General features: G+C 71.0%; 18 protein-coding genes and 1 pseudogene. 12 read left to right on the top strand and 7 right to left on the bottom strand.

Going from position 1 to position 21,802, the window contains the following annotated elements:
• Nucleotides 1-25: 25 nt before the first annotated feature.
• Nucleotides 26-1,720 carry a phospho-sugar mutase gene (locus ABS64_RS10980; RefSeq protein ID WP_292683558.1) on the bottom strand — a complete coding sequence of 565 codons (1,695 nt, stop codon included), beginning with the start codon at nt 1,718-1,720 and terminating at the stop codon, nt 26-28.
• Entirely contained in the window at nt 1,717-2,550 is an 834-nt protein-coding gene (locus ABS64_RS10975) for a purine-nucleoside phosphorylase (protein WP_292683556.1), read from the bottom strand. The genes ABS64_RS10980 and ABS64_RS10975 overlap by 4 nt, the downstream gene beginning before the upstream one ends.
• Nucleotides 2,551-2,656: 106 nt before the next feature.
• On the opposite strand from ABS64_RS10975, the gene ABS64_RS10970 reads away from it, so the two are divergent.
• The gene (locus ABS64_RS10970) at nt 2,657-4,108 is read left to right on the top strand and encodes an NAD(P)H-quinone dehydrogenase (protein ID WP_292683554.1); all 1,452 of its coding nucleotides are present in this window, start codon (nt 2,657-2,659) and stop codon (nt 4,106-4,108) included.
• Nucleotides 4,109-4,144: 36 nt separating this feature from the next.
• Here the strand turns inward: ABS64_RS10970 and ABS64_RS10965 are convergent, their stop codons facing one another.
• The 3 genes from ABS64_RS10965 to ABS64_RS10955 all read right to left on the bottom strand — a co-directional run bounded on the left by ABS64_RS10965 (nt 4,145) and on the right by ABS64_RS10955 (nt 7,161).
• Entirely contained in the window at nt 4,145-4,594 is a 450-nt protein-coding gene (locus ABS64_RS10965; RefSeq protein WP_036284456.1) for a hypothetical protein, read from the bottom strand.
• A gap of 2 nt (nt 4,595-4,596) precedes the next feature.
• Nucleotides 4,597-6,393, bottom strand: a complete 1,797-nt coding sequence (locus ABS64_RS10960) for a biotin carboxylase N-terminal domain-containing protein (RefSeq protein ID WP_292683551.1) — start codon at nt 6,391-6,393, stop codon at nt 4,597-4,599.
• A 78-nt stretch (nt 6,394-6,471) separates the two neighbouring features.
• Nucleotides 6,472-7,161, bottom strand: coding sequence for a Maf family protein (locus ABS64_RS10955; protein ID WP_292683550.1), 690 nt, complete (start codon nt 7,159-7,161; stop codon nt 6,472-6,474).
• Nucleotides 7,162-7,219: 58 nt separating this feature from the next.
• Here ABS64_RS10955 and ABS64_RS10950 point away from each other — a divergent pair, with 58 nt between their 5' ends.
• The 4 genes from ABS64_RS10950 (at nt 7,220) to ABS64_RS10935 (ending at nt 11,571) form a co-directional block, all read left to right on the top strand.
• Nucleotides 7,220-8,566, top strand: coding sequence for a TRAM domain-containing protein (locus ABS64_RS10950; RefSeq protein ID WP_292683548.1), 1,347 nt, complete (start codon nt 7,220-7,222; stop codon nt 8,564-8,566).
• 71 nt (nt 8,567-8,637) lie between these two features.
• The gene (locus ABS64_RS10945; RefSeq protein ID WP_005048183.1) at nt 8,638-9,306 is read left to right on the top strand and encodes a response regulator transcription factor; all 669 of its coding nucleotides are present in this window, start codon (nt 8,638-8,640) and stop codon (nt 9,304-9,306) included.
• The gene (locus ABS64_RS10940) at nt 9,296-10,534 is read left to right on the top strand and encodes an ATP-binding protein (protein WP_292683546.1); all 1,239 of its coding nucleotides are present in this window, start codon (nt 9,296-9,298) and stop codon (nt 10,532-10,534) included. Before ABS64_RS10945 ends, ABS64_RS10940 begins: the two co-directional genes overlap by 11 nt.
• Nucleotides 10,531-11,571: a hypothetical protein gene (locus ABS64_RS10935; RefSeq protein ID WP_292683545.1), complete on the top strand. Its 1,041-nt coding sequence runs from the start codon at nt 10,531-10,533 to the stop codon at nt 11,569-11,571. Before ABS64_RS10940 ends, ABS64_RS10935 begins: the two co-directional genes overlap by 4 nt.
• A gap of 244 nt (nt 11,572-11,815) precedes the next feature.
• Here the strand turns inward: ABS64_RS10935 and ABS64_RS10930 are convergent, their stop codons facing one another.
• The gene (locus ABS64_RS10930; protein WP_016463398.1) at nt 11,816-12,055 is read right to left on the bottom strand and encodes an acyl-CoA carboxylase subunit epsilon; all 240 of its coding nucleotides are present in this window, start codon (nt 12,053-12,055) and stop codon (nt 11,816-11,818) included.
• A gap of 11 nt (nt 12,056-12,066) precedes the next feature.
• Nucleotides 12,067-13,692, bottom strand: a complete 1,626-nt coding sequence (locus ABS64_RS10925) for an acyl-CoA carboxylase subunit beta (RefSeq protein ID WP_292683544.1) — start codon at nt 13,690-13,692, stop codon at nt 12,067-12,069.
• 122 nt (nt 13,693-13,814) lie between these two features.
• Here ABS64_RS10925 and ABS64_RS10920 point away from each other — a divergent pair, with 122 nt between their 5' ends.
• From ABS64_RS10920 to ABS64_RS10890, 7 genes and pseudogenes are all read left to right on the top strand, one after another.
• Nucleotides 13,815-14,603, top strand: coding sequence for a biotin--[acetyl-CoA-carboxylase] ligase (locus ABS64_RS10920; RefSeq protein ID WP_292683543.1), 789 nt, complete (start codon nt 13,815-13,817; stop codon nt 14,601-14,603).
• 82 nt (nt 14,604-14,685) lie between these two features.
• Complete coding sequence (locus tag ABS64_RS10915) at nt 14,686-15,249, top strand: PH domain-containing protein (RefSeq protein WP_292683542.1); 564 nt, start codon at nt 14,686-14,688, stop codon at nt 15,247-15,249.
• Between the two features lie 239 nt (nt 15,250-15,488).
• Nucleotides 15,489-16,604: a 5-(carboxyamino)imidazole ribonucleotide synthase gene (locus tag ABS64_RS10910; RefSeq protein WP_292683541.1), complete on the top strand. Its 1,116-nt coding sequence runs from the start codon at nt 15,489-15,491 to the stop codon at nt 16,602-16,604.
• Between the two features lie 291 nt (nt 16,605-16,895).
• Nucleotides 16,896-17,363: a 5-(carboxyamino)imidazole ribonucleotide mutase gene (gene purE, locus ABS64_RS10905; protein WP_076691432.1), complete on the top strand. Its 468-nt coding sequence runs from the start codon at nt 16,896-16,898 to the stop codon at nt 17,361-17,363.
• The gene (locus ABS64_RS10900) at nt 17,360-18,832 is read left to right on the top strand and encodes an LCP family protein (RefSeq protein ID WP_292683539.1); all 1,473 of its coding nucleotides are present in this window, start codon (nt 17,360-17,362) and stop codon (nt 18,830-18,832) included. The genes purE and ABS64_RS10900 overlap by 4 nt, the downstream gene beginning before the upstream one ends.
• 3 nt (nt 18,833-18,835) lie before the next feature.
• Entirely contained in the window at nt 18,836-20,002 is a 1,167-nt protein-coding gene (locus tag ABS64_RS10895; RefSeq protein WP_292683537.1) for a glycosyltransferase, read from the top strand.
• A gap of 81 nt (nt 20,003-20,083) precedes the next feature.
• A pseudogene (locus ABS64_RS10890) lies at nt 20,084-21,802 on the top strand (hypothetical protein); the annotation flags it as partial.

The raw sequence follows: 21,802 nt of genomic DNA, 5'->3' as shown, positions 1-21,802 counted from the left end.
TCCCCGGGTCGACCCACCGCCGCACTCACCCCTGCGCCGCGGCGATCAGCGCACGCGTGCCGGCATCCAGAGCGGCGAGCCGCTCCTGTGCGTCGTCCGCCGAGGTGCCGCGCACGTCCAGGTACGCCTTGAGCTTGGGCTCGGTGCCGCTCGGGCGCACGATCAGGCGCGACCCGTCCTCCAGCCACAGCCGCAGCACGTCGCTGGCCGGCACGCCGCCGGCGCCCGTGAGAAGGTCGTCGATGCCGGTCACCGCGACCGCGCCCACCCGAGCGGGCGGAGCCTGGCGGAGCGCCGACATGATGCGCCCGATCACCGACAGGTCCTCGACGCGCAGCGAGACCTGGCCCGACGCGAAGAAGCCGAACGTCTCCTGGAACTCTCGCAGCAGATCGGTGAGGCTCTCACCGCGCTCACGTGCCTCGGCGATCATGCCGAGAATCGCCACGGCGGCGGAGATGCCGTCCTTGTCGCGCACCGTCTCCGGGTTGACCAGGTACCCGAGCGCCTCCTCGAAGCCGTACAGGATGCCGGGTGCGCGCGAGATCCACTTGAAGCCCGTCAGCGTCGCGTGGAAGTCGAGACCGTAGTGCTCGGCGACGGTCTGCAGGCCCGGAGAGGACACCAACGAGCAGGCCAGCGACCCCGTCTCACCGCGTTCGCCGGCGCGGGCCGCGGCGCGCCAGCCCAGCAGCAGCCCGATCTCGTTGCCGGTCAGGCGCCGCCAGCCGCCGGGGGCTTTCTCATCGGGGAGGGCGACGGCCAGTCGATCGGCGTCCGGGTCGTTGGCGATCACGAAGTCGGCACCGACGGCGCGCGCCGTCTCGAACGCGAGATCCATCGCCCCCGGCTCCTCCGGATTGGGGAAGGCCACGGTCGGGAAGCGCCCGTCGGGCGCGATCTGCGCCTCCACGACACGGGGTCGGGGATAGCCGGCGACGTCGAGGATCGCGTGCAGGGTCTCTGAGCCCACGCCGTGCATGGCCGTGTACACCCAGTTCATGCCGGCGGCGCCCGCGGTGGCGGGGGCGACGGCCGCGGTGGCGGCGACGTAGGCGGTGATGACGGACTCGTCCGCGACCTCGTACGCGGCGCGAGCGAGATCCGGAACGAGCGAGGTCGCCGCGATGCGATCGATGTGCGCCGCGATCTCGGCGTCGGCGGGGGAGACGATCTGTGAGCCGTGGTCGGCGCCGCCGAGGTACACCTTGTAGCCGTTGTCGTCCGGCGGGTTGTGCGACGCCGTCACCATGACGCCCGCGGCGGCGCCGAGGTGGCGCACCGCGAAGGCCAGCACCGGAGTGGGGAGCATCCGCGGAAGCAGCACCGCGCGCAGGCCCGCGCCGGCGAACAGCTCCGCCGAGTCGCGGGCGAACACGTCCGAGTTGCGGCGGCCGTCGTAGCCGATGACCACGAGTGGTGTCGTTCCCGGCGCCGCCTTCCCACGCAGGTAGGCGGCGAATCCCGCGGCGGCCTGAGACACGAGCACCCGGTTCATGCGGTTGCTGCCCGCTCCCAGCCGTCCTCGCAGTCCCGCCGTGCCGAACTGCAGGCGGGAACCGAAACGATCGGCGAGGTCGGCGGATGCCGTCTCGTCGCCGGCCGCTGCGGCATCCACGATGGCACTCAGCTCCGCGCGGGTGACTTCGTCGGGATCCTGCGCGAGCCAGGCGCGCGCCGCGTCGAGCACGGTCGTCCCCGCGGCATCCGCGCCGCTCACAGCTGCCCGATCACGCGAGCCAGCAGCGCGGAGATCACGGGCTCGGCGGCCTGGCCGGCCTCGATGACCTCGGCGTGACTGAGCGGGCTCTTCTGGATGCCGGCGGCGAGGTTGGTGATGAGGGAGAAGCCCAACACCTCCATCCCGGCCTGACGCGCGGCGATCGCCTCGAGCGCCGTCGACATGCCGACGATGTGGCCGCCGATCGTCTTGGCCATCTGCACCTCCGCGGGGGTCTCGTAGTGCGGGCCGCGGAACTGGCAGTACACGCCTTCGTCGAGGGTCGGATCGACCGTGCGGGCGAGCTCTCGCAGGCGCGACGAATACAGATCGGTGAGGTCGATGAACGTCGCCCCCTCCAGCGGCGAGTCGGCCGTCAGGTTGATGTGGTCGCTGATGAGCACGGGCGTCCCGGGCGTCCACGTCTCCTTGATGCCGCCGGCTCCGTTGGTGAGCACCATCGTCGTCGCTCCGGTCGCGGCGGCCGTGCGGACGCTGTGGACGACCCGGCGGACGCCGTGTCCCTCGTAGTAGTGCGTGCGGGCGCCGATCACGAGCACGCGCTTTCCCTCGGGGGTGACGATGCTGCGGATCGATCCGACATGGCCGGCCAGCGCGGGCGCGCTGAAGCCGGTGACCTCGGTCGCGGGAATCGTCGCGGTCGTCTCGCCGACGAGGTCGGCCGCCTTGCCCCAGCCGCTGCCGAGCGTGAGCGCGATGTCGTGCCGTTCGACGCCGGTCAGGCGTGCGATGTCGCCGGCGGCGCGCGTGGCCACCTCGAACGGGTCGGCAGAAGGGTCGTCGAGCGGGTTGGTGTTCATGTCGGACATGCTCCCACTCTAGGAACCGCGGCCCCGGCGGGCCACTCGCCTCGTGCGCCGATCGCCGTCATCGCAGCGGCACGGGACGACGCCGGGGGCCTGAGACAATGGAGCAATGTCCTCGAGCTTCGTGAACACCCAGTCGGTCGCCGTCCTCGGGGGTGGTCCCGGTGGGTATGAAGCGGCGCTCGCAGCGGCACAGCTCGGCGCGGACGTCACCCTCGTGGAGCGTGCGGGCGTGGGCGGCGCGGCCGTCATCACCGACGTCGTCCCCTCCAAGAGCCTCATTGCGACGGCGGATGCCGCGGTCGCCATCTCGGAGGCCTCCGACCTCGGCGTGCAGTTCTTCGCGAAGGGGGAGAGCGGTGTCGCGCTCAAGCCCGAGGTCGCGATCAACCTCGCCGCGGTCAACAAGCGCCTGCTCTCGCTCGCTCGCCAGCAGTCCGATGACATGCGCGCGCAGCTGGTCGACGCCGGGGTGCGCATCATCTCGGGGCACGGGCGTCTGGACGGCCATCACGCGATCGTCGTGGCCACCGGCCCCGGCGGCACCGATTTCGATCGTGTCGAAGCCGACACCCTGGTCGTCGCCGTCGGCGCCTCGCCCCGCGAGCTGCCCACCGCCCGCCCCGACGGCGAGCGGATCCTCACGTGGACGCAGCTCTACGACATGAAGGCGCTTCCCGAGCACCTCATCGTCGTCGGCTCCGGCGTCACCGGTGCCGAGTTCGCCTCCGCTTACATGAACCTGGGCGCCAAGGTGACGCTCATCTCCAGCCGCGATCAGGTGCTCCCGGGCGAGGACGCCGACGCCGCCGCGGTCCTGGAGAAGGTCTTCACCCGGGGCGGCATGACGGTGATGTCGAAGTCGCGCGCCGAGGGGGTCGAGCGCACCGCCGACGGTGTCGTCGTCTCGCTCTCGGACGGCCGTACGGTCGAGGGCAGCCACTGCCTGCTCGCCGTCGGCTCGATCCCGAACACCTCGGGTATCGGACTCGAGGATGCCGGCGTGCGGCTGACCGCGTCGGGTCACATCCGCGTCAATCGCGTCGCCCGCACCTCGGTGCCGAACATCTACGCCGCCGGCGACTGCACGACCTTCGTTCCGCTGGCCTCGGTGGCCTCCATGCAGGGGCGCACCGCGATCTTCCACGCGCTCGGCGACACCGTCATCCCGCTGGAGCGTCGCCGCATCACCGCGAACATCTTCACGGCGCCCGAGATCGCCACCGTCGGCCGTCAGGAGAAGGACCTCGAGACGGGCGCCATCAACGGCTATGTCTACAAGCTGCCCCTCGCGGCGAACGCCCGCGCGAAGATGATGGGCATCACCGACGGCTTCGTCAAGATCATCGCGCGCGAGGGCAGCGGCACCGTCATCGGTGGCGTGATCGTCGCCCCGCGTGCCTCCGAGCTCATCTACCCGATCGCGATCGCCGTCGAGCGTCGGCTGACCGTGGATCAGGTCTCGCGCGTGTTCGCCGTCTTCCCCTCGCTCAGCGCGTCGATCACGGACGCGACCCGCGCGATGCACCTCGTCAACCGCGACGACGACTTCTTCGGCTGAGCGCTCTCGCCGCCGGCTCGCGCGTGCGCGCGCCTCTTACCGCTGCAGCTGCGCGGTCCAGACACCTTCGCCGTCCGACGAGGTTGCCGAGACGGTGAACGAGGTGAGGTTCTGCATCGCGGTGGGAATGGCGATGGGGGTGCGCAGGGCGCCGTTCTGACAGACGATGTCCTGCTGTGTCCCCACGGTCGAGCTTCCCGCGACGTAGGTGAGCGCGAACTCGGCGCGCGCGGCGCCGATGCAGCGCAGCTCCACGGCGCGAAACGCCGTCGCGGGGGAGAACTCGAGAGTGATGCCGCGCGCGGCGGAGGCTGTGATCGGGGCGCTCGCGGCCGTGTTCGGGGTCGTGCCCACGATCGCGGTCGACCATGCGGTCCACGCCGCGCGGTCGGCATCCGACGGGCCGGTGCTGCATCCGGCCAGGGTGAGAGCCAGGAGGCAGGCCGCGCCCGTCGCCAGGATCGGACGTGAGCGGGCCGGACGCATGATCAGGAGATCGTGAGCAGCTGGTGGCCGGCAGAGACGGTCGTGCCCGGGTCGGCGTTGATGGCGCCCACGACACCGTCCTTGTGGGCGGGGATGGGCTGCTCCATCTTCATGGCCTCCAGGACGACGACCAGGTCGCCCTTGACCACCGACTGGCCTTCTTCGACGGCGACCTTGACCACGGTGGCCTGCATCGGCGACTTGACCGCGTCGCCGGACGCACCGGCGACCGCCGAGGGCGCGTGCGAGCGGCGCGAGGGCGGCGCCGCCACGGGGCGACCGATCTTGGCCGGGGCCGCCGCGATGCGGTCCGGCAGGCTCACCTCGAGGCGCTTGCCCGACACCTCGACGACAACGGTGTGGCGCGGCTCGGCGCCGGCCGGGGCTTCGGCTTCGCCGTCCCACGGCGCGATGTCGTTGACGAACTCGGTCTCGATCCAGCGCGTGAACACGCCGAAGTGACCGTCTTCCGCGGTGAACGCGGGGTCGCGGACGACCTTGCGGTGGAAGGGCAGCACGGTGGGCATGCCCGCGACCTCGAACTCGTCGAGGGCGCGACGCGAGCGCTCCAGCGCCTCGGCGCGATCGCGGCCGGTGACGATGAGCTTGCCCAGCAGCGAGTCGAACGCGCCGGAGACGCTGTCGCCCGCGGTGACACCGGAGTCCAGGCGGATGCCGGGGCCGCCGAACGTCTTGAACTGGTGGATGCGTCCGGGTTGGGGAAGGAACCCGCGGCCCGGGTCTTCGCCGTTGATGCGGAACTCGATCGAGTGGCCGAGCGGCTCGGGGTCGTCGTAGTCGAGGCTGCCGCCCTCGGCGAGACGGAACTGCTCGCGCACCAGGTCGATGCCGGTGACCTCCTCGGAGACGGGGTGCTCGACCTGCAGGCGGGTGTTCACTTCGAGGAACGAGATCGTGCCGTCGGCGCCGATGAGGAACTCGCACGTGCCCGCCCCGACGTACCCGACCTCGCGGAGGATCGCCTTCGACGATGCGTAGAGCGTCTCCTTCTGCGCGGCGGTCAAAAACGGCGCGGGCGCCTCCTCGACGAGCTTCTGATGGCGTCGCTGCAGCGAGCAGTCGCGCGTCGACACGACGACGACGTTGCCCTCGGCATCCGCGAGGCACTGCGTCTCGACGTGGCGCGGCTTGTCGAGGTACTTCTCCACGAAGCACTCGCCGCGACCGAAGGCCGCGACCGCCTCGCGGGTGGCCGACTCGAACAGCTCGGCGACCTCGTCGAGCTCGCGGGCGACCTTGAGACCGCGTCCGCCGCCGCCGTAGGCGGCCTTGATCGCGATGGGAAGGCCCACCTGCTCGGCGAAGGCGACGACCTCATCGGCCCCGGCGACTGGCCCCGGGGTGCCCGGGGCCAGGGGAGCGCCCACCTTCTCGGCGACGTGGCGGGCCGTGACCTTGTCGCCCAGAGCCTCGATCGCCTCGGGTGACGGGCCGATCCAGATCATGCCGGCGGCGGTGACGGCGCGAGCGAACTCCGCATTCTCCGCGAGAAAGCCGTAACCGGGGTGCACCGCGTCGGCGCCGGAGCGGCGGGCGACCGAGAGGATCTTCTCGATCGACAGGTAGGTGTCGGCGCTCGTGGCGCCCTCGAGCGCGTACGCCTCGTCGGCGAGCTTGGCGTGCATGGCGTCGCGGTCCTGGTCGGCGTAGACCGCCACCGATGCCTTCCCCGAGTCGCGGGCGGCGCGGATCACTCGGACCGCGATCTCTCCGCGGTTCGCGACGAGCACTTTCGTGATCTGCGGGCGCGGGGACGTCAGGTCCAGTGAGCGTGGCATGGATGCCAGCCTACCCACGGGAGAGCATGCTCCTTTGGATCAACCGCACAAGATCGTCGGCGATTCGTGTGTGAGAGCCTACGAAGACGCGCCGTCGTCCGGCGCGCTGCCCGATCGGGAGGGGGCCGACCTCCACAGATCGGTCCAGGCGATGCCGAGCGCGTTGCACAGGCGGCGCACCGTCGACAGCGACATGCCCACCACCGTGGACGGATCGCCGTCGACGCGCTCGATGAAGGGCCCGCCCAGGCTGTCCACCGTGAACGCTCCGGCCACCTGCAACGGCTCGCCGGTCGCGACATACGCGGCGATCTCGGCATCCGAGATGTCCGAGACGAACGTGACCGCGGCGGCGGCCACGGCGTGCTCTTCGCGCGCCGGCTGTCCGGGGCGGACCCGGATGACGCTGTGGCCGGAGTGCAGCACGCCCGTCTTGCCTCGCATCTGCTCCCACCGCGCCACGGCAACCTCGGGTCGCAGCGGCTTGCCGAGCACCTGACCGTCGATCTCGAACATGGAGTCGCCGCCGACGACGACTCCGTCGAAGTCGGGCAGATCCCGCACGAGGGAGACCGCGACGTCGGCGGCTTTGCGTCGCGCGAGCAGCAGAACGTGCTCGTCAGGAGGCAGGATGCGCGCCTCCCGCTCCTGCACCTCGTCGATGACGGCCTCCTCGTCGACGTCAGGCGCACGCAGCAGCGGCTCGATGCCCGCCTGGCGCATGAGCATGAGGCGGGCGGGCGAAGTGGAGGCGAGGCACACGCGCATGCCGTCCAGCGTACGGTCCGTCGCGTGCGGGGTCGGCGATCCGTGACAGCATCGAAGGATGAACCCCGGAGACCTCCTCGACCTCGACATCACCGATGTGGCCCATGGTGGCGTGTTCATCGCACGTCATGAGGGGCGGGTCGTGTTCGTCTCCGATGCGGTTCCCGGGGAACGCGTCCGGGTGCGGCTGACCGAGACCGCGAAGTCGTCGTTCTGGCGCGGCGCCGTCGTCGAGGTGCTCGATGCCTCGCCGCATCGGCGTTCGCACGTCTGGGCGGCCGCCGATGTCGAGATCGACCCCGATCGGCGCCCCGGCGGGGCGGACTTCGGCCATATCGCGCTGGCGTACCAGCGCGAGCTGAAGCTCCAGGTGCTGCGTGACGCCCTCGAGCGCTTCGGCGGTCTCGAGCTCCCGTCGGTGGCCATTCGCGGTGCGCGTCCTCTCCTCTCGGAGCAGGGAGAGGTCGTCGCCGAGGAGCCCGCCGACGCGACCGGCTGGCGAACACGCGTGAGCCTCCACGTCGACGGCGACGGTCGGGTCGGCCCGTACGCGGCCCGCAGCCACCGCGTGATCGAGGTGGAGGAGCTGCCTCTCGCTACGGCCGAGATCCAGCGCGCGGCGCGTGCGCTGTCGGCTCCCTCAGGCCGGGTCGATCTCGTCCAGCCCGCCGACGGCCGTGTGCGCATCGTGCCCCGCCCCGAGGCCTCGACCGCCGTGCGGGCCGGATCGGGCCGTCGTGGCGGCGGTCCGCGGCGCGGCACGCCGCAACGTGCGGGAGGGGATGCCGCGGCGCACGAGATCATCACCGAGGACGTGGACGGGCGTTCGTTCCGGCTCGACGCGGGTGGGTTCTGGCAGGTGCACCGCCTCGCCGCGCACACCCTGACCCGCACCGTGGCCGATCTGCTCGCCGACGCCGACGGCGTCGATCCCGAGGCGCATCACCTCGACCTGTACGGCGGCGTCGGCCTGTTCGCCGCGACCCTCGGCACCCTCGGGGGCCCCGCCACCCGCATCACGACGGTCGAATCCGACCCGCGGGCGACCGAGCATGCGGGGGAGAACCTCGCTGACTGGGTGGGAGTGCGCGCCGAGACCGCCCGCGCCGACCGGTTCCTCGCGCGGTTGCACGCCCAGGCGAGCGCGGCGGAGCGCGGGCGCCTCGGTCGCGGCGTCACGCTGCTCGACCCACCGCGCGCCGGCGCGGGGCGGGAGGTCGTCGACGCGGTCGCGGCGCTCGCACCGGCATCCGTCGTCTATGTGGCGTGCGATCCGGTGGCGCTGGCACGGGATGTCGGAGCGTTCCGGGAGCGCGGGTATGGCGTCCGCCGCATCGAGGCTTTCGACCTATTTCCGCACTCGCACCACGTGGAAGCCGTGGCGCTCCTGCAGCGCGAACCGTGACGCCGGGGGCCGCCCGAACCTCACTCCTTCGTCGGATGTGGGCCTTCGAGTGGCCTCGTTAGGCTGAAGACATGACCCGCGTCGCCCTCATCGATGACCACGAGTCCGTGCGCCTCGGGCTCGAGGCGGCGTGCGCGCGTGCCATGACCAAAGAGGTCGTCTTCTCCGGCAGCAGCGTGAGGGCCTATCTCGAGTGGCGTCAGCGATCGGGAGCGGCGCCGGTCGACATCGTCGTGCTCGACCTCACGCTCGGCGACGGCACGACGGTCACCGAGAATGTCACCAGTATCATCGCCGACGGGTCGCCGGTGCTCATCCACAGCGTCGCCGATCGCCCCGGCGCGGTGCGGGAGGCGCTGGCGGCCGGAGCCGCCGGTGTCATCAGCAAGGCGTCTCGCATCGATGACGTCCTCGCCGCCATCCGCACCGTAGCCCGTGGAGACGCCCTGGACAATGTCGAGTGGGCCAGTGCCGTCGACGGTGACCGTGCCTTTGCCGACGCGCAGCTGTCCAACCGTGAACGCGATGTCCTCCGACTGTATGCCGCGGGCCTGCCGTTGAAAGCGGTCGCTGACCGGCTCGGCATCGCCTACTCCACGGCGAAGGAGAACATCGCGCGCGTGCGCACGAAGTACGTCGAGGTCGGCCGCCCCGCCCCCACGAAAGTCGATCTGCTCCGCCGGGCGATGGAGGACGGTCTCATGCCCGGCCACGCCGGAGCGACCCGCGGTGACGACTGAGCCCCTGCCGATCGCCGTCGACCCGGCGGTTCGCCGTCCCCTCGGCGACATCGCCGCGGGCGCGGAGCGGTTTACGCAAGCGAGGGTGGAGCGGATCATCCGCATCGTCGTCGCCCTGGGCTGCGCGGTGCTGGGCACGCAGGCCTTTCTCAATGCGCTGGGCTCGCGGCAGGAGGCACCGCCCGCGCACCTGCCGCTTCTGCTTGTCGTCTTCATCCCGCTCGCCATGATGGTCGCGGCATCCGTCGCCGGCGTGGGGGTGCGCACGGTCGCCGGCATCTTCGCGGTCGTCTTCCCGATCGTCCTGCTCTGCTGGCCCCTCGTCACCTACGCTCGTGCGGATGCCGCGGACGGTGCGCCCTGGATCTGGTATCTGCTCAACGTGGGCACCACGGCGGCCGTGCTGGCCTTCGGTCTGACGCTGCAGATCGCGTGGGCGGCGGTCATCCCGATCCTGTACGCGATCGCCCGGCTGACCCAACTCGGTGGCGCCCCCGCGGACGTCGTCGATGTCGTGCGCGATGCGGTGTTCGCCGCGATCCTCGCGGCGGTGGTGATCACCCTCGGGCGTCTGCTGCGGGGTGTGGCGGTCGGCATCGATCAGGCGCGCAGCGAGGCCGTCGCCTCCTACGCCGTCGCCGCCGCCCACAATGCCGCCGAGACCGAGCGGGTCGCCGTCGCCGCGCTCATGCACGACAGCGTGCTGGCGGCGCTGATCGCGGCCGAGCGGGCGCACACCCCGCGGGAGGAGGCGCTGGCGGCCGCGATGGCGAGAGAGGCCTTGACGCGGTTGGCCAACACCGACCAGGACGCGGGCGAGGGGCCCGACGAGCCGGTCGCCGTGGCGGCGATTGCGGCCGCCCTTCGCCGGGTGGTGGCCGATCTCGATGCGGACGTCCCCGTCGCCGCCGACATCGCCGCGGCTGCTCCGCTCGTTCCGGGGCGCGTCGCGCGCGCCGTCGTGCTGGCCGCCACGCAGGCCGTCTCCAACGCCATCGTCCATGCGCACGGAGAAGGCCTGCGCGTGGCTCTGCGAGCCGACGGGCAGCGCCTGCGCGTGCAGGTGACCGATCGCGGTCCCGGCTTCGATCCGGCGAGCATCCCCGATGATCGCCTGGGAATTCGTGGTTCCATCGTGGCGCGCATGGCGGCCGTCGGCGGCCGCGCGCGCGTGCGCACGGCGGCGGACGGGACGCACGTCGTCCTGGACTGGGAGTTCTCGCGATGAACTTCCGTGTGCGCGCCACCCTGTCGGCGTTGGCGATCGCCTTCACGACCTATCTCGCGATCGGCGGTCTCGTCTGGACGGCCGCGCCGCAGATGCCGCTCGTTCTGGTGTGCGCGGTGGCGCTGTATCTGGCGACGACGTGGATCTGCGTGTTCTGGAATTCGGGTGCTCTGCCCACGCGACGCGATCCCATCACCGGCGACCTCGGGCGCAGCTCGGTCCTGCCCGCCTGGGCTGCGGTGCTCGCGCTCGCCGCCGCGGTGCTGGTGCCCAACGCGACGTGGCTCGCCGTCCAGCCCGACGCGCGTGGCGCGGATGTCGGGACCTGGAGCTTGGGTGCGGTCGGTGCGCTCCTGACGATCGTGATGGTGCGCCGCCGCCCGTGGATCGCGTGGAGCGGGGTCGTCATCCTCGCCGCTGAAGCGGCCTTCTGGATCGGTCCGGCCGCAGCCCTGGCGCTCGGCGTGGTCGGCGCGGTGCTGTGGGTGGGGGTTGCGCAGCTGCTGACGTGGCTCGTCGATCGGGCCGCGCGCGACACCGCGGAGCTCGCCGCGCTCCAGCGAGCCGCGTCGGAGTGGCTCGCAAGCCAAGAGGGTATCCGGCGCGAACGTCGCACGCAGGTGCAGCGTGCCCTCGCCCTGGCCGGGCCGGTGCTCACCCGCACGATCGAGGCGTCGGGGAGGCTGAGCGAGGGCGAGCGTCACGCGGCGCGCATCGCCGAGGAAGCGCTGCGCGACGAACTGCGCGGCTCGGCTCTGCTCGACGCGGATGTGCGTGCGGCGCTCGCGGCGGCGCGGGAACGCGGGACGACGGTGTCCGTGCTCGACGAAGGGGGCCTCGACGGCCTCTCGCCGGCGGAGCGGGCGGCGGTTCGATCGCGGCTGGCGGCTGTCCTGACCGAGGCTGACTCGGACCGCGTCTACGTGCGAGCCGCCACCCACGACGACGTCGCCGTCACCGTCGTCGGTCGCTCGGCGGCCGACGATGACGGCGAGGACGAGGTCGATCTGTGGAGCGAGATTCCGCGACGGCCATGAATGCGCGCGGGCGGAAGATCCGCCACGGCCGTGGGACGAGACCGTTGGAAGAAGAGGAGGCGAGGGGCGGCGAAGCCGCCCGCCCCTCGCCATGCGAGTGGTTACCCGAAAACCGACTCGCGAAGGGCCGACCCACTCATGAAGCAGATCGGCCGAACGCAGAAGCGTTCCAGCGATATCGATTCTTCCCGGTGGAAGAAGCTGTGTCTGTAGGTATTTTGGGGGACAAGCGACCGACCGTGGCTCAGCCCGCGAATCGTCCCCAGGCGACGTCGCGACGCAGGGGTGCCCGGAGGCCGCGCGCCGAGACCTCCCAGGCCGACCGCAGCGGTGCGTCTTCGACGACCGCATCCGCGGCCTCGCGCTCGTAGGCCTCCGTGACGACGGCGATGACGGCGGCGAGCTCCTCCGCGGTGGGGTTTCCGCGACGGATGTCGATGTGCACGGCATCCGCGCCGGGCGGATCCGCCTCCGGCGCGGGCATCGCGGGCATGCTCATAGTGGGATGTTACCGTGCTTCTTCGCGGGCAGGCTGGCCCGCTTCCCGCGCAGGGAGCGGAGCGCCTTCGCGACCGCGACGCGCGTCTGGGCCGGCTCGATGATGCCGTCCAGCTCGCCGCGTTCGGCGGCGAGGAACGGCGAGGCGACGTTGTACGTGTACTCGTTCGCGAGGCGCTGCCGCACGGCGGCGACGTCTTCGCCCGCCTCCTCGGCCTTGCGGATCTCGCCGCGGTAGAGGATGTTGACGGCGCCCTGCCCGCCCATGACGGCGATCTCGGCGGTCGGCCACGCGAGGTTCACGTCCGCGCCCAGCTGCTTGGAACCCATCACGATGTACGCGCCGCCGTAGGCCTTGCGCAGGATCACGGTGACCAGCGGCACGGTCGCCTCGGCGTACGCGTACAGCAGCTTCGCGCCGCGGCGGATGACGCCCGTCCACTCCTGGTCGGTGCCGGGGAGGTAGCCGGGCACGTCGACGAGGGTGAGGATCGGGATCGAGAACGCGTCGCAGAAGCGCACGAAGCGGCTGGCCTTCTCGCCGGCCTCGATGTTGAGGGTGCCCGCCATCTGCGACGGCTGGTTCGCGATGATGCCGACCGTGCGGCCCTCGACGCGGCCGAGGCCGATGACGATGTTCGGGGCGAACAGCGGCTGCACCTCGAGGAAGTCGCCGCCGTCGACGATGTGCGAGATCACCTGGTGGATGTCGTACGGCTGGTTGGGGGAGTCGGGCACGACCGTGTTGAGGGTGCGATCGGCGTCGGTGGTCTCCCACTCGAAGCCGTTCTCGTACACCGGGATCTCCGCCATGTTGTTGTCGGGCAGGTAGCCCACCATCGAGCGGACGTAATCGATCGCATCGTCCTCGTCCTCGGCGAGGTAGTGCGCGACGCCGGAGCGGGTGTTGTGCGTGTAGGCGCCGCCGAGCTCCTCCATGCCGACGTCCTCACCGGTGACGGTCTTGATGACGTCGGGGCCGGTGACGAACATCTGGCTCGTCTTGTCCACCATGACGACGAAGTCGGTGAGGGCGGGGGAGTACACCGCACCGCCGGCAGCCGGACCCATGATGATCGAGATCTGGGGGATGACGCCGGATGCCGCGGTGTTCAGGCGGAAGATCTCGCCGTACTTGCCGAGGGCCACGACGCCCTCCTGAATGCGGGCGCCGCCCGAGTCGAGGATGCCGATGATCGGCATGCCGCCGCGCAGGGCGAACTCCATGACTTTGATGATCTTGTCGCCGGCGACCTCGCCGAGCGATCCGCCGAAGGTCGTGAAGTCCTGCGCGTAGACGGCGACGGTGCGGCCGTGGATCGTGCCGACGCCGGTGACGACCGAGTCGCCGTACGGGCGGGAGCGGTCCATCCCGAAGGCGCTCGTGCGGTGGCGCACGTACTCGTCGAGCTCGACGAACGAGCCCGGATCCACGAGCAGTTCGATCCGCTCGCGGGCGGTCATCTTGCCCTTGGCGTGCTGCTTCTCGCGGGCGACGACCTCGGCGTCGACGACGGCCTCCTGGTAGCGCGCGCGGAGGTCGGCGATCTTGCCGGCGGTCGTGGACAGGTCCGGCTGGTCGGACGAGGCGGACGGCGCGGGCTGGTCGGGCTGCTGTGGCACGCATTCCACCCTAGCGAGCGGGCCGTGCGCGCGGTTGGGGACCTGCGACAACGGGAACGGCGATCCGCTGTGGGGTATGCCACTCGATCGCGCGGTCTGCACCCCCGGCGTAGGGTGGCGGCATGCCGATTCCGTCTGAGGGATTCCCGCTGTCCGCCGCCGTCTCGCCCCGCGTCCACGTGATCGAGACGGTGGACTCGACGAACGCGAAACTGCTCCGGGATGCCGCGGACGACCCCGACGGGCACCCGCACCTGTCCGTGGTGGTCACGCGCGACCAGCGCGCCGGCCGGGGGCGGCTCGATCGCGCCTGGACGACCCCGCCCGGGTCGGCGCTCGCCGTCTCGGTGCTGCTGCGGGTGGGCGCCGTCGCCACGAGCGACCGCGGGTGGATCCCGCTCCTCGCGGGAGTGGCGATGGCGGATGCCGTCGCCGCACAGCTCCCGTCGATGCGGGCGGGTCGCGATGTGCAGCTCAAGTGGCCGAACGATGTGCTCGTACAGGGCCTGAAGATCAGCGGCATCCTCGCCGAGGTGCTGCCGACCGACCCGCACACGGTCGTGCTGGGCGCGGGCGTCAATACGACCATGGCGAAGGTGGATCTCCCGGTGCCGACCGCGACGTCATTCGCCGCGCTCGGGGCGACCGCGGACGAAGACCGGCTGCTCGCCGATTTCCTCACCGGTCTGCGCGACGGCATCGCGCGTCTGGCCGTCGACGGCTCGGCGGCGGTCGCCGACGACGTGGCCGCGCACTGCGCGACGCTCGGCGCGAAGGTCACGGTGTCGCTGCCGGACGGCACGACGTTGCACGGCACGGCGGTGCGCCTCGACGCCGACGGGCGGCTCGTCGTCTCGGCCGACGGGGTCGAAGCCGTCGTGTCCGCCGGTGACGTGGTGCACGTGCGCTGACCTGCGGGCGCGTTGCCGACGCGGGCACGCCGCGCCCGGCGGGATCCGGCGGTCGTGACCCATCTGCCGCCACAATGGTGGGGTGACCCAGCCGATGGCGTACCCGGGCCGCCCCGCGGCCCCTGCTCCGGGCGCCGCGACGCCCGAGTTGCGCATCGCGCGCGTGCGGCCGCACGCACGCCGACTGTTCTGGTCGGCTCTCGTCCTCGTGGCCGCCGCCGCGGCGGTCGGGTACTTCACCGACAACCTGCCCGAGCCTTTCGAGGACTGGATGCTGTGGGCTGTGGCCGGTGCCGCCGTGCTGCTGCTGGTGGTGCTGCCGTACCTGCGGTGGCTCGGTCACACCTACACCGTCACGACGCGACGGGTGATCGCGCAGGCGGGCCTGTTCGGCCGGAACCGGCGCGAGCTGCTGCACGCCCGCGGGTACACGATCTCCGAGCGTCGCGGGCCGCTGCAGCGGATGTGGGGAGCGGGCACGCTCACCCTGTCCAACGGCGTGGACGAGCCGCTGCGGATGGCGAACATCCCGGCCGTGCGGCTCGTGCACGAAGTGCTCAGCGACCAGGTCGAGGTGAGCCAGATCCTCGCCCACCGCGATTCGCACAGCATCCCGGTCATCGGCGATCCGCCGCCGCTTCCCTGATCCGCGCCGCGGGCACCGGCATCCGCCTCGCTCGGCTCGGCGACGGCCGGTTGCGACGCTCAGGCGACGAAAGAACACGCTCAGGCGCCGAAAGAACACGCTCAGGCGCCGAAAGAACAACTGCCCGCCGAGGGAACGGGTGTTGCCCGTGCTCTCGGCGCGCAGTTGTTCTCTCGCGGGGGATGGCGCGGTATCCCCCCTGTCGACCTGGGAGGATGGGGGTGACGAAAGGGAGCACGATGGCGCTGACACTCGGGATCGTCGGGGGCGGGCAGCTGGCCCGAATGATGATCGCTCCGGCGGTGGAGCTCGGCGTCGACGTGCGCGTGCTCGCCGAGGAGCCCGGCATGGCCGCGGCGCTGGCGGCGACCGCGACCGGCGATTACCGCGACCTCGAGACGGTGCGCGCGTTCGCGCGGGGCGTCGACGTGCTGACTTTCGACCACGAGCACGTGCCGCAGGAGGTGCTGCGCGCCCTCGTCGCGGACGGGGTCCGGGTCCATCCCGGCCCGGATGCGCTGCAGTTCGCGCAGGACAAGCTGCTCATGCGGGCGCGGCTGGCCGAGCTCGGCATGCCGCAGCCGGAGTGGGCGAGGGTGACGGATGCCGCGGGCCTGCAGTCCTTCCTGGACGAGCACGGCGGGCGGGCTGTCGTGAAGACGCCGCGCGGGGGGTACGACGGCAAGGGCGTGCGCGTCGTCGCAGACCCCGAGGAGGTCGCCGACTGGTTCGACGGCGGCGAACTGCTCGCCGAGGAGCTGGTGGACTTCACGCGCGAGCTCGCGCAGCAGGTGGCGCGGCGGCCGTCGGGTCAGCTCGTCGCCTATCCGGTCGTCGAGACGGTGCAGCGCGATGGGGTGTGCGCCGAGGTCATCGCGCCCGCACCGCACGGGTCGACGCGGCTGACGGAGGTGGCGGCATCCATCGGCTCCGCCATCGCGGAAGGACTGGGCGTGACCGGGATGCTGGCGGTGGAGCTGTTCCAGACCACCGATGACCGGCTGCTGGTGAACGAGCTGGCGATGCGTCCGCACAACAGCGGGCACTGGGGGCAGGACGGGGCCGTGACGGGACAGTTCGAGCAGCATGTGCGCGCCGTGCTCGACCTGCCGCTCGGCGATCCTGCGCCACGGCAGCCGTGGTCGGTGATGGTGAACATCCTGGGCGGTCCTGCGGACGGCACGCTCGAGAGCCGGTTCCCTGCCGTTCTCGAGGCTCATCCGGCGGTGAAGGTGCACACGTATGGCAAGGCGCCGCGCCCGGGCCGCAAGGTCGGCCACGTCAACGCCGTCGGCGACGACCTGGACGCCGTCGTCTACGAAGCCCGCGCCGCCGCCGCCTTCTTCGCCGACTGACCCCTTCCCGGCCGTTGAGCGAGGGAGCGCCAGCGACCGAGACGAAACGTCGCAACCCTTCCGGGACGGGGTGAGGCGTTTCGTCTCGCTCGTTCCTCGCTCGCTCAACGATCGGTGTTTCCCGCGCCCGCCCCGCTGGTCGTTGAGCGAGGGAGCGCCAGCGACCGAGACGAAACGGGGTGACCCGCCCCGCGCCGCGCGCCGCTCCGGCGATCTTCCAGCCTGCCGCCCTAACCTTGTCGGGTGACACGGCCCCTGCATTCCTCGGCATCCCCCCTCGTCGGCGTCGTCATGGGATCGGATTCCGACTGGCGCGTCATGAGTGACGCGTCGCAGGTGCTCAGCGAGTTCACGATCGCGCACGAGGTCGAGGTCGTCTCGGCGCACCGCACCCCCGACAAGCTGCTGCGCTACGGGCGTGAGGCGCGCGAGCGCGGCCTGAAGGTGATCATCGCCGGAGCCGGCGGCGCCGCGCATCTGCCGGGCATGCTGGCGTCGGTGACGGCCTTGCCAGTGATCGGCGTTCCGGTGCAGCTCGCGACGCTCGACGGGCTCGATTCGCTGCTGAGCATCGTCCAGATGCCCGCCGGCATCCCGGTGGCGACCGTCTCGATCAACGGCGCGAAGAACGCGGGGCTGCTGGCGGCGCGTATTCTCGGCGCCGCCGACGACCGCCTCGCCGACCGTGTCGAGCAGTATGCCCGCGCGCTCGAGGAGCAGGTCGAGGAGAAGAACCGCCGGCTGAAGGACTCGCTGTGAGCGTGTCGGCTCCGCCTCGTCCGCCGGCATCGCCGCGGGGCACCTCGGCCGGGGTGATCCTCGGCGAGCAGCCGATCCGGCGCCCCGATACGCGCTCGCCGAAGGTGATGACGCGGCGCGCGTGGTGGCTCGTGGCGATGAACTTCCTCGTGCCCGGTTCCGCACAGGTGCTGGCCGGCAACCGGCGGCTCGGCCGGGTCGGGCTCGCCTCGACCCTCGTGATGTGGGTGCTGGTCGTGCTGACGCTCGTCGCGGCGCTGGTGTGGCCGACGCTGATCGTCGACCTGGGCGTCAACGGGTTCGTCCTCCTCGTGGTGCAGTTCGTGCTGCTGGCGTACGCCGTGTTGTGGGTCGTGCTGACCGTGGACACGCTGCGGCTCGTGCGGCTGGTGAAGACGCGGCCGGGGGCACGCCCGCTCGTCGCGGTGACGGCGATCCTCGGGCTCGTTCTCGGGTCCGGTGGCGCCGTCTACGCCGCGCAGCAGCTTCTCGCTCCCGCGCGGGAGGCCCTGGCATCCATCTTCACGAACAACGCGCCGCCGGTGCCGCCGTCCAACGGGTACTACAACATCCTGCTGCTGGGAGCCGACAGCGGGCTCGGGCGCGACTCGATGCGGTTCGACAGCATCTCGGTGGTGTCGGTGAATGCCGAGACGGGGGCGGTGCACATCACCGGCATCCCCCGCGACCTCGCGCACGTGCCGTTCTCGGCGGGGCCGATGCAGGATCTGTATCCCGACGGGCTCGAGGGGCACATCTCGCAGACGTGTGGCTGGGGTCCCGGGATCAATCAGCTGATGAACGCGGTGGAGGTCTGTCGCGAGGATCGTGGCGCGGGTCTGTATCCGGATGCCGCGGCGAACAGTTCCACGCCGGCGATCGAGGCGACGAAGGATGCCGCGGAAGGAATCCTCGGGATCGAGATTCCGTACTATGCCTTCGTCGACATGAAGGGGTTCGCGGACATCGTCGACGCGCTCGGCGGGGTGGACATCACGGTGCAGGAGCGGCTGCCGAAGGGTGGGGGACCGGCGTACGACGGGCAGAGCGCCGAGGACTGGGCGATCGGCTGGATCGAGGCCGGGCCGCAGCACATGGACGGCGACACGGCGCAGTGGTACGCACGGTCGCGGTACACGACGAGCGACGCCGACCGGATGCGGCGGCAGCGCGAACTTCAGCAGGCGATCCTCGCGCAGGCGAACCCGGCGAACGTGTTGACGCGCTTCCAGGAGGTCGCGGCGGCGGGGGAGGACCTCGTGCAGACGGACATTCCGTCGTCGCTGCTGGGCTTCTTCGTGAACCTGGCCGTGAAGGCGAAGGACCAGCCCGTGCAGACGCTGGAGCTGACGCTCGACGGCGCGGGGATCGACACCGACAAGCCGACGCCGGAGGCGTATGCGCACGTGCGGGAGCTCATCCAGCAGGCGCTGTATCCGCCGTCGCCGACGCCCACGCCGGAGGGCTGAGCCGTGTCGGCGGTGTTGCGGGTCGTGCTGGATCAGGTGGTGTCCCCGACGGATGCCGACCTGGCGATGGCGTCACGGGAGCTCGCGCGGGCGCTCGTGGCGTCGACGCCGAGCGGATGCGAGGTCGCGGCGATCGTGCCGTCGGGCGCGGATGTCGCCGGGACGGTGGAGGGCGCGGTGCCGGGGCTGGCGTCGCTGGCGCGGATGCCGCTCGCGCGGCGGGAGCTGGCGGCATCGTGGCAGTTGGGCGTCGCGCCGGGGGTCGGGGGTGGCATGATCCACTCTCCGACGCTGCTGGCGCCGCTCGTCAAGCACGATCGGGTGCACGATCACGATCAGACCGTCGTGACCCTGTGGGATCTCGACGCGTGGGAGCGCCCCGCGGAGCTCGCACGGGGCGCGGTGACCTGGCACAAGGCGATGCTCAAGCGGGCCGCGAAGCACGCCGATGCGGTCGTCGTGCCGACCCACGCGATGGCGTCTCGCGTCGCGGAGCTGGGCGGCTTCGGGGACCGGATCCGGGTGATCGCCGGTGCCGCGCCGGCGCGTTTCGCGGTGCCCGTCGATGAGATCGGACGCCGTCGCGAGCTCGGACTGCCGGAGGGGTTCCTCCTCGTGGCGGGCTCGTCGGCGCCGTCCGCCCGACTGCCGGCGGCGTTCGCGGCCATCGCCCGCGCCGGATCGGACCTCCCCGTGGTCGTCATCGACGCGCCCGACGGCGATGAACCGGCCGTCGTCGATCTCGCCGCCGCCGCAGGGCTCGCGGAGGGACGCGTGCACGTGCGCGGCGCGCTCGAGGATGCCGACCGCGGTGCCGTGCTCGGCGGGGCTGTCCTGCTGCTGGCCCCGGCGACACTGTCGGCGTTCTGCTGGCGGGTGGTGGAAGCGCTCGCTGTCGGTGTACCGGTCGTGGCGTCCGATACGCCGACGCACCGCGAGGTGATCCTCGACGGGGGACTGTTCGCGGATGCCGGGTCCGGCGGCAGTGCTCCGGGCGTGGAGTCCCCCGCAGAATCGGCCGCCGGTGAGGCGCTGGCCGACGCCCTCGCCCAGGTGCTGGGGTCGACGGCCGCCGTCGAACGCTTCGCCGTGCTGGCGGGGGACCGGGGCCGCGCGTTCTCGTGGGACGGGGCCGCAGAGCGGGTCTGGCAGCTGCACGCCGACCTGTAGAGCGGCTGGAAACAGCGTGTCTTTGGTGTATCGGATCGCCGCCTGGTGGTAACAGCAGGTGACTTCCGTCACAATGGTCACATGGTCCCCCGAAACCACGGCTCCCGACGCGCGTATTGGTTCCCCTTTCGAAAGGGAATCGCGGCAATCGCGGCGGCGGGCGCGCTGGTGGGGTCACTGATCGTTGCGACGCCGGCCGTGGCGGTCGCTACGTTGCAGGAAATGACATCGACGACGGCTGAGGCCTCCCTCGCGGACACCGCCGTTGTCAAGACGGCGGCGGTGGTCGGGTTCAACGCCGAGAACATCATCTCCGACGCGCTGTTCTACGACGGGGCTGCGATGACCGCGGGGGAGATCCAGACCTTCCTCGATGCGAAGATCGGCGCCTGTCGCAACGGCAAATGCCTGAACGTGCTCACCACGGGCATTTCCTCGCGCGCTGCCGTGTACTCGCAGACCACCGGAAACCTCATCTGCTCAGCGATCGAGGGCGGCTCGATGAAGGTATCCGAGTTGATCTATCGGGTTCAGGTGGCGTGCGGAATCTCGGCGAAGGTGATTCTCGTGACGCTGCAGAAGGAACAGGGTCTCACGACGAGCAAGGAGCCGTCGGACTGGAACCTGAAGGCGGCGATGGGGGCATCGTGCCCCGACACCGCCCCGTGCGACCCGGCGTTCGCCGGGGTCGGCCCGCAGATCCTCAAGGGCACACAGCAGCTGAAGACCTACAAGGCGGCCAGGTTCGCCAAGCAGCCCGGCGTCAACTACATCGGATACAACCCCAGCGAGTCCTGCGGAGGCACGTACCTCAACATCCAGAACTACGCGACGGCGGCGCTCTACTCCTACACGCCCTATCAGCCCAACGCCGCCGCGCTGCGCGCCGGCTACGGAATCGGCGACAGCTGTTCGAGCTACGGCAACCGCAACTTCTACCAGTACTTCGCGGACTGGTTCGGGTTCGCCGAGCAGCCGGTCGTCGCGGGAGCTATCAAGGCCCGCTATGACGCGATAGGTGGAAGGTTGAGCTACCTTGGTCTGCCCACCGCCAATGAAGAATGCGGTCTCGCTCGTGGCGGGTGCTACCAACCATTCGCCGGGGGATACATCTTCATCTCCCCTGCGGGCGGGGTCTTCGACGTCTCTCAGGCGATTCGCGCCGGGTGGGGGCCATCCTTCGAGTGGGGTCCGCACGGTTACCCCACGGGTAACACGACCTGCGGGCTAACGAAGGGTGGGTGCTACCAAGTCTTTGAGAATGCAGTGATCTATAGCTCAGCGATGGGCTCGTACGCCGTGGAGTCTCTAATGCAAAGGGCATACTCGGCCGCAGAAGCCGAATGGGGAAGCCTTGGGTACCCGGTTGCAGCCATCCAGTGTGGGCTTTCCCGGGGCGGGTGTTATCAGGCGTTCGAGGGTGGACAGATATTCCGGAACCCCGCGGGCTACGCGTTCGCGGTCCTTTCGGACATCCGTGGAGCGTGGGCCCCCGACTTCGAATGGGGAGCGCTCGGGTACCCCGTCGGTGTGCGGGAATGTGGCTTGACCGATGGCGGCTGCTACCAGGCGTTTGAGGGCGGGCTCATCTTTAGCGCACCGCGTTCCGGAGCACACGCTCTGACTACCGACTTTGCGGCGGCGTATTCTGCCGTCAACGCTGAGTATGGCGTGCTCGGCTATCCCACGACCGATCGTGTCTGTGGGTTGGCTGGTGGCGGCTGTTATCAGGCGTTCCAGGGCGGGTACATCTACTCGTCGTCGGCTGGGGTGTTCGCGGTCCGTCCGGAGGTTCGGGCT

The organism is Microbacterium sp. SCN 69-37 (assembly GCF_001724435.1).
Classification (GTDB): domain Bacteria; phylum Actinomycetota; class Actinomycetes; order Actinomycetales; family Microbacteriaceae; genus Microbacterium; species Microbacterium laevaniformans.
The sequence above is the reverse complement of the archived record's forward strand: the minus strand, read 5'-3'. Positions and strand labels throughout refer to the sequence as shown.

Excerpts from the sequence above, each read along its gene's own strand:
- ABS64_RS10975 (WP_292683556.1), bottom strand. The coding sequence starts at position 2,550 with ATGTCCGACATGAACACCAACCCGCTCGACGACCCTTCTGCCGACCCG.
- ABS64_RS10970 (WP_292683554.1), top strand. The coding sequence starts at position 2,657 with ATGTCCTCGAGCTTCGTGAACACCCAGTCGGTCGCCGTCCTCGGGGGT.
- ABS64_RS10965 (WP_036284456.1), bottom strand. The coding sequence starts at position 4,594 with ATGCGTCCGGCCCGCTCACGTCCGATCCTGGCGACGGGCGCGGCCTGC.
- ABS64_RS10960 (WP_292683551.1), bottom strand. The coding sequence starts at position 6,393 with ATGCCACGCTCACTGGACCTGACGTCCCCGCGCCCGCAGATCACGAAA.
- ABS64_RS10955 (WP_292683550.1), bottom strand. The coding sequence starts at position 7,161 with ATGCGCGTGTGCCTCGCCTCCACTTCGCCCGCCCGCCTCATGCTCATG.
- ABS64_RS10950 (WP_292683548.1), top strand. The coding sequence starts at position 7,220 with ATGAACCCCGGAGACCTCCTCGACCTCGACATCACCGATGTGGCCCAT.
- ABS64_RS10945 (WP_005048183.1), top strand. The coding sequence starts at position 8,638 with ATGACCCGCGTCGCCCTCATCGATGACCACGAGTCCGTGCGCCTCGGG.
- ABS64_RS10935 (WP_292683545.1), top strand. The coding sequence starts at position 10,531 with ATGAACTTCCGTGTGCGCGCCACCCTGTCGGCGTTGGCGATCGCCTTC.
- ABS64_RS10930 (WP_016463398.1), bottom strand. The coding sequence starts at position 12,055 with ATGCCCGCGCCGGAGGCGGATCCGCCCGGCGCGGATGCCGTGCACATC.
- ABS64_RS10920 (WP_292683543.1), top strand. The coding sequence starts at position 13,815 with ATGCCGATTCCGTCTGAGGGATTCCCGCTGTCCGCCGCCGTCTCGCCC.
- ABS64_RS10910 (WP_292683541.1), top strand. The coding sequence starts at position 15,489 with ATGGCGCTGACACTCGGGATCGTCGGGGGCGGGCAGCTGGCCCGAATG.
- purE (WP_076691432.1), top strand. The coding sequence starts at position 16,896 with ATGGGATCGGATTCCGACTGGCGCGTCATGAGTGACGCGTCGCAGGTG.